Annotated in this window: 8 protein-coding genes; 6 read left to right on the top strand and 2 right to left on the bottom strand. The window is 53.9% G+C overall.

Translation table 11 applies throughout. The features are described 5' to 3' along the window. The first annotated feature begins 173 nt into the window (after window positions 1-173). Window positions 174-431 (top strand): anti-adapter protein IraP, encoded by a 258-nt coding sequence (gene iraP / locus MYY08_RS05635; protein WP_084970412.1) that lies wholly within the window; start codon window positions 174-176, stop codon window positions 429-431. A gap of 368 nt (window positions 432-799) precedes the next feature. Here the strand turns inward: iraP and proC are convergent, their stop codons facing one another. Next, window positions 800-1,612, bottom strand: coding sequence for a pyrroline-5-carboxylate reductase (proC, locus tag MYY08_RS05640; protein WP_038627677.1), 813 nt, complete (start codon window positions 1,610-1,612; stop codon window positions 800-802). A gap of 104 nt (window positions 1,613-1,716) precedes the next feature. On the opposite strand from proC, the gene MYY08_RS05645 reads away from it, so the two are divergent. The 3 genes from MYY08_RS05645 to MYY08_RS05655 are packed head-to-tail and all read left to right on the top strand — an operon-like array spanning window position 1,717 to window position 3,193. Further along, complete coding sequence (locus MYY08_RS05645) at window positions 1,717-2,235, top strand: hypothetical protein (RefSeq protein WP_038627675.1); 519 nt, start codon at window positions 1,717-1,719, stop codon at window positions 2,233-2,235. Window positions 2,236-2,267: 32 nt separating this feature from the next. Continuing rightward, window positions 2,268-2,711: a DUF421 domain-containing protein gene (locus tag MYY08_RS05650; RefSeq protein WP_038627673.1), complete on the top strand. Its 444-nt coding sequence runs from the start codon at window positions 2,268-2,270 to the stop codon at window positions 2,709-2,711. Window positions 2,712-2,722: 11 nt separating this feature from the next. Next, window positions 2,723-3,193 (top strand): YaiI/YqxD family protein, encoded by a 471-nt coding sequence (locus MYY08_RS05655; RefSeq protein WP_038627671.1) that lies wholly within the window; start codon window positions 2,723-2,725, stop codon window positions 3,191-3,193. Between the two features lie 52 nt (window positions 3,194-3,245). Here the strand turns inward: MYY08_RS05655 and MYY08_RS05660 are convergent, their stop codons facing one another. After that, window positions 3,246-3,959 (bottom strand): DUF2076 domain-containing protein, encoded by a 714-nt coding sequence (locus tag MYY08_RS05660; RefSeq protein WP_288013759.1) that lies wholly within the window; start codon window positions 3,957-3,959, stop codon window positions 3,246-3,248. A 305-nt stretch (window positions 3,960-4,264) separates the two neighbouring features. On the opposite strand from MYY08_RS05660, the gene aroL reads away from it, so the two are divergent. Further along, on the top strand, window positions 4,265-4,789 hold the full coding sequence (gene aroL, locus MYY08_RS05665; RefSeq protein ID WP_288013762.1) for a shikimate kinase AroL: 525 nt from the start codon (window positions 4,265-4,267) through the stop codon (window positions 4,787-4,789). Between the two features lie 178 nt (window positions 4,790-4,967). Beyond that, entirely contained in the window at window positions 4,968-5,159 is a 192-nt protein-coding gene (locus tag MYY08_RS05670; RefSeq protein WP_038627666.1) for a YaiA family protein, read from the top strand. The last annotated feature ends 899 nt before the right edge of the window (window positions 5,160-6,058 follow it).

A 6,058-nucleotide genomic window follows, 5' to 3' on the forward strand; every position in this document is an offset into this window, starting at 1 on the left:
GTCCCTGACGTAGTATGCCTTTTCTGCTGTCTCCCGGCGCCGTTGATATTTAAAAAAAGAAATCTGTTTTAAGATAACCTGCAAAAAAAAGTGTAAAATATCAGTGGCCTCTGCTGTCATTTTGTTAATCATAGTGATAATGTCTGCCTTTACATTGTTATTGAGATAATGTGATGAAATACCTCATTGCAGAACTACTGGATAAGCTGGCGGAAAAAGAAGCAGAGTCGAAAGAGCTGGTTGCCCAGGTTGAAGCGCTGGAGATTGTTATGACCGCGCTGCTGCGAAAACTGGGTGACGAACAGCGACAGGAACTGAGTAACGGTATCAGTCAGGCACTGGCTACCGTTGCTGCGGATGGCGCAAAGCCGGAAGATGCTTCTTTGCTGCATGGTTATATCGACAAGCTTCTTAATCATCCTCGCTATTGATCCTGCCTTACGTTAACAACGGCCACCTGATACGGTGGCCGTTTGTTTTGCTGCCAGTGCCAGGGAAGATATCATGTGACGACTTGCCGGAAAGTGATGCGTCGTCAGCATAACGCTATCGTGCTATTCATCGAACCCTGCCCGGCAAAGCGCCTTTGTAGTTACAACATACTTAAAAATGAACAGCCTCTGCAACCCTAAGTAGCATGGGCTATTTATCAGATACAGATAAATTAGCGCAAGGCAGAAAAGGCCATTTTGCGTTAGTTTTCCCATTCTCTCTGGAGGAGGGCCAAGGGTTGCGTAAGCACCTTTTAAGCAGAATTGAAGGTTACAGCGCCGCGCAGCGTTAACTGCGCGGCGACGCGTTAGCTTTTGCTCAGCGCCTGAGAGCGATCCATGCATTTTTCCATCGCGGCGATCACCGCCGAGCGGAAGCCTTTCTCTTCCAGCGCCTTCACTGCCTCAATGGTGGTGCCGCCGGGCGAGCAGACCATATCTTTCAGTTCGCCGGGATGTTTGCCGGTTTCCAGCACCATCTGCGCCGCGCCTTTGACCGCCTGAGCGGCGAACTGATAGGCCTGCGCGCGCGGCATGCCGCCCAGCACCGCCGCGTCGGCCATCGCTTCGATAAACATAAATACATACGCGGGCGCTGAACCGCTGACGCCGACGACTGCGTGGATCAGATATTCCGGCACCGTCTCCGCCTTACCGAAGCTGTTGAAGATAGCCAGCACTTCATCGGTCTCTTCCGGCGTCACCAGCGCGTTTGGCGTAACCGAGGTCATGCCCTCATTCACTAACGCAGGCGTATTTGGCATCACGCGCACAATTTTTCGGTCGTGTCCCAGCACGCCCGCCAGCGCGTCGAGCGTGACGCCCGCAGCGATAGAGACGACCAGCGTCTCTTTATTCAGGGCGCCCGCTACCTCTTTCAATACTTTTAAAATTACGTTGGGCTTAACCGCGCCGAACAGGATATCCGCTTCGCGCGCCACTTCTTCCGCGCTTTGCGCTGGATTGAGACCATACTGCTGCGCCATCTGCTGATTGGTTTCTGATTTATGATCGTAGACCCAAATCTGGTCAGCCTTTACCTGACCGCCAGCAACCAGCCCGCCGATAATGGCTTTGGACATATTGCCGCAGCCAATAAAACCTATTTTCTTTTCCAGCATGGTTTTCCCTCTGCTTAGCCGTTTTCAATTGTGCACCAGCTTACGTCATTCTGCCGCTTTATCCAGCTTCGGCTAAACTCAAAGCGTTACCGGAGGAGAGGAAAATGGACGATTTTCAGCAAGATGAAACGCGGAACCGCCGCTATCCCGTACAGGAGCATATGCGCTGGCAACGGCTGGAATGGCGTATTCAGAAGGTTGGATATGCGCTACTGCTGGCGATAGTAGTGAGCGGCGCCTGCGGCTTATTCTCGAAAGGCTTTCTCAGCGACAGGAAACAGGTCTCGCCGCACGGTAACCTGGAGGTCAAGTATGAGCGCTTTGCACGTCAGCAGAGCGATATGGCGATGACTATCCGCCTGCATGCGCTGCGCGACGGGCTGTACAGCATTACGCTCAGCGGCGATGGGGTGGATAATTTCCAGCTGCAAAATATCCAGCCGCAGCCGTTGCGCGCGGAGAGCAGCGAAGCTTCCCTGACGCTCTGGTACAAAACGCAGAATATGAATCGCGGCGCCACCGTCTGGTTGGGTGGGCAGCCGCAGTCGCCGGGCAAATACGCCTTCGTCGTTAGCGACAGCAGCGGCGCGCAGGTGGGTTTTACTCAGTGGGTTTATCCCTAACAAACAGTGGGTTTATCCCCAGGAGCAGAGAGATGGAAACGGTATTACGCGCGGTAAGTATGTACTTCTTGTTGATGGTGGTGCTGAAAATTGCCGGGCGCCGTACGCTGCTGGAGATGACCAGTTTCGACTTTATTCTTTTGCTGATTATCAGCGAGGCGACGCAGCAGGCGCTGCTGGGCAACGACTTTTCGGTGACCGGCGCGGGTCTGACCATCATTACGCTGATTGTGATGGACATTTTCCTCGGCAAGTTCAAGGCCTGGTTTCCGCGTCTTGAACTGCTGATCGACGGCGCATCGCTGATTTTAGTCGAAGATGGCAAACTTCTGGCGCATCGGGCGAAAAAGGCGGGCATCACCGCTGAAGATATCCTCGCCTCGGCGCGCAGTTCCCAGGGGCTGGAGCGTCTCGATCAGATAAAGTTTGCCATTCTGGAGAAGAACGGCAAAATCAGCATTATTCCCCACTCCTGACAGGTAAACCGATGCCAATTTGGGTGGACGCCGACGCGTGTCCGAAAGTGATCAAAGATATTCTCTATCGTGCGGCGGAGCGCAGCCAGATCGAACTGATTCTGGTGGCTAACCAGCCGCTTGCTGTGCCGCCTTCGCGTTTTATCCGCACGCTGCGCGTCGCGGCTGGGTTTGACGTGGCGGATAACGAAATCGTTCAGCGCGTCAGCGCGACGGATCTGGTGATCACCGCCGATATTCCTCTGGCGGCGGAAGTGTTGGCGAAGGGGGCGGCTGCGCTCAATCCGCGCGGCGAGCGCTACAGCGAGGCGACGATTCGTGAACGGCTCACCATGCGCGATTTTATGGATACGCTGCGTTCGAGCGGCGTGCAGACCGGTGGCCCGGCGGCGTTGAACCAGCGAGATCGCCAGCAGTTCGCCGCTGAGCTGGATAAATGGTTGTTGGCGCGCCAGCGACGCAAACGCGACGCCGCGCAGTAAGGCAGGGCGACCAGCCAGGCAGACGCTGGTCGCGAAAATTTACCGCTTAGATTTAGATAAAGCTGTCGTCATCGTTGAAATCGTCATTGCCGAAATCATCGCCGCCGAAGCCGGCATTATCATCCTGCTCCCAGCTGGCGTCCTGTAAAAAGGCGCGATCGTCGCCGTTGTTAAAGGTGTCCAGGCTGGTGTCCAGCTGTTCCGGCTCCGGCAGCGCCGGTTCGTTAATAATATTCACAATTTCCTGCGGCTGAGAGTGGTGGAACATGCTGGTCAGCATATCCGCCATTACTACACCGCCCGCCACGCCCACTGCCGTTTGCAGCGCGCCGCCGAGAAAGCCGCTGCCGCGCGGCGCGGGCGCGCTGTAGGGCTGCTGGCCGTAAGGCTGTTGCTGCGCATTATAGGGCTGCTGGCCGTAGGGCTGTTGTTGCTGCGCATTGTTCCACGCCGGCTGCTGGGGCGCTGTGTGGCGCTGACCGCCGCCGAACAGCCCGGATAAAAATCCGCCGCTCTGACGCGCCGGTTGTTGTTGTTGCGCCTGCGCCAGACGGCTTTCCAGATCGTTCACCTGCGCGCTCAGCTTCTTCATCGCCGCCTCCTGAATCAGGATAGCCTGCGCCATATAGTAGGGCGCGGCAGGCTGCTGACGCAGCTGCTGCTCAATCAGGCGCTCCGCGGCCGCATCGCGGGGCGCAGACTGGCTCTCAGCCTGTTTTAGTCGGCTGAACAGACTCTCTATCAGACGTTGTTCTTCGCTCTGCATGGAAACCTCCTTAAACAAGCGTTATCTGTTTATTCTGGTCGCTGCGCGGGGAAAGTAAATTAACACTGCGTAAGTAAATATTGCCATCTGTCGCGCGCTGACATACTGGCTAGTCGCGCGCTGACATACTGGCTTAGTGTAGCCGCTGGTTTTTGTTCGCTAAGATGCACAGATATCCTCACTTTCCTTGCGTAAAAACAACGTTACAGCTGGCCCGGATTTTTTTTTGCCGGTATGATGCCGGGCATACACATTATGATCAGCCAACTGCGGCGTTACGCAGCGCTGGCGGAGGATAGCCTGTTATGTCGTCACCCATTTTTTTAATCGGCGCGCGTGGCTGCGGTAAAACTACCGTGGGCGAACTGCTGGCGCAGGCGCTGGGCTATGATTTTCACGATACCGACCACTATTTACAGCAGGTCAGCGGACAGACGGTGGCCGATATTGTCGCCGCCGAAGGCTGGGAAGGCTTTCGCCACCGGGAAACGCAGGCGCTGATGGCGGTAAGCGCGCCGGAAACCATCGTCGCTACGGGCGGCGGTATGGTGCTGGCGGAGATCAATCGTCGCTTTATGCAAGAGCGTGGCAGCGTCATCTGGCTGCAGGCCAGCGCCAGCGTGCTGGCTTCACGTCTCTCGGCTTATCCGCAAAGCTCGCAGCGGCCCACTCTGACCGGCCGACCCATTACTGAAGAGATGACGGAAGTGCTTCATCAACGCGAAGCCCTCTATCAGCAAACGGCGCACCATATTATCAATGCGATGCAGCCGCCTGAACAGGTGGCCACGCAGATTCTGGATGCGCTTTCGCTGGCGCGCGCCAGCTAAAGGCGGGCGACAGCCCGACCGTCAGGAATATCTGTTTTTGTTACCTTTCTTTTCTGAAGCGACAGCGCCTCGGTCTCATTGTCTATACTTACGCTACGAACGCTGACAGGCGAACGATCTCCGCCGCAGGCGAACGGAGAGTAACGGATACCACTTTCATCAAAAGAGGGAAGACATTATGCCGAGCAGACCACCCTATCCACGTGAAGCGCGCATTGTTCAGGTTGATAAAGGGGCAGCAGGAGAGAGCGTAACGCGTTACGAACTGCGCGCCGATCATCCGAAACCCAACTCGCTGATTAGCGAACATGAAAGCGAACAGGAAGCGCTGGATGCAAAAGAGCGCTATGAAAGCCGCGACAAAGATTAACCTGGCGGGCATGGACGCCTGTTAATAGGCGGCAGTAGAGAAAATCACTTTGAACATGGCGCTTTAACGGAAAAAAAAGTGTATCCTTCCGTGTATGTCGCCGTTACGTTATTGTTCCCTGTCATTGATATTATTTAACCTGTTTTTGCATCCGCAAAAATAAGCGATACCTGTTGCATATTATAGAGATATCTCTGAAAACCGCATTTCAGTCTTGACCTGGCTGGCCATGCAATTTATTTTCCTGCCCACAATGTGAATTCTTGCTGGCGTCATCGCCTTCTTTTCATCAAATAATTAGCGATGCGGCAGGCGGAGCCGTTAATGGCGCGCCGTTTAAACGCGCAGGAAGTGTGGCCAATTTACTGCTTAAAGGTTATCGTCAGAAATACACCTGTTAGCTATATATAATCGTCGCTTTCGATGATGGCCTTTAGCTTAAGGCTGTGCCAGGATGATATTGTCCCGGTAAAGAAGATAATCGCTGGATAATAGCCTGATGGCTCATTATCCGCCGGAAAAATTCGCCGCGGCGCCTTTGATAGCGCGCAAGGGTTGGGGAAGAGCGCCCAGCCTTACAGCCGTGCGGTAATGATTATCAGACGATGGCGTCTATTATCGGGGGCGAAAAATGTAACGTTAATTTATGCTAACGGGAGAACGAAGCCGCAACGAAAGTTTATTTATTCACTTTTGCTTATCTGACGATTACTTTATCAGAAAATACCAGGGTAATAAGGGAAATATTCAGCGAAATAATGCATTTTGTACCGCAGCACAGAAGATAAAACCCCTGTAAAAAACAGGGTATTTCGTTGAATAAAAAATGATGACGTTTTATAAACGCATTAACAAACAGGAAAACGGCAGCGGTTCAGGGAATAACCTGGCCATATACC

This window comes from Mixta sp., from assembly GCF_024610815.1.
GTDB lineage: Bacteria > Pseudomonadota > Gammaproteobacteria > Enterobacterales > Enterobacteriaceae > Mixta > Mixta calida.

What these genes read in the sequence shown, in the direction of transcription:
- iraP (WP_084970412.1), top strand. Translation starts at nt 174, where the DNA reads ATGAAATACCTCATTGCAGAACTACTGGATAAGCTGGCGGAAAAAGAA.
- proC (WP_038627677.1), bottom strand. Translation starts at nt 1,612, where the DNA reads ATGCTGGAAAAGAAAATAGGTTTTATTGGCTGCGGCAATATGTCCAAA.
- MYY08_RS05645 (WP_038627675.1), top strand. Translation starts at nt 1,717, where the DNA reads ATGGACGATTTTCAGCAAGATGAAACGCGGAACCGCCGCTATCCCGTA.
- MYY08_RS05650 (WP_038627673.1), top strand. Translation starts at nt 2,268, where the DNA reads ATGGAAACGGTATTACGCGCGGTAAGTATGTACTTCTTGTTGATGGTG.
- MYY08_RS05655 (WP_038627671.1), top strand. Translation starts at nt 2,723, where the DNA reads ATGCCAATTTGGGTGGACGCCGACGCGTGTCCGAAAGTGATCAAAGAT.
- MYY08_RS05660 (WP_288013759.1), bottom strand. Translation starts at nt 3,959, where the DNA reads ATGCAGAGCGAAGAACAACGTCTGATAGAGAGTCTGTTCAGCCGACTA.
- aroL (WP_288013762.1), top strand. Translation starts at nt 4,265, where the DNA reads ATGTCGTCACCCATTTTTTTAATCGGCGCGCGTGGCTGCGGTAAAACT.
- MYY08_RS05670 (WP_038627666.1), top strand. Translation starts at nt 4,968, where the DNA reads ATGCCGAGCAGACCACCCTATCCACGTGAAGCGCGCATTGTTCAGGTT.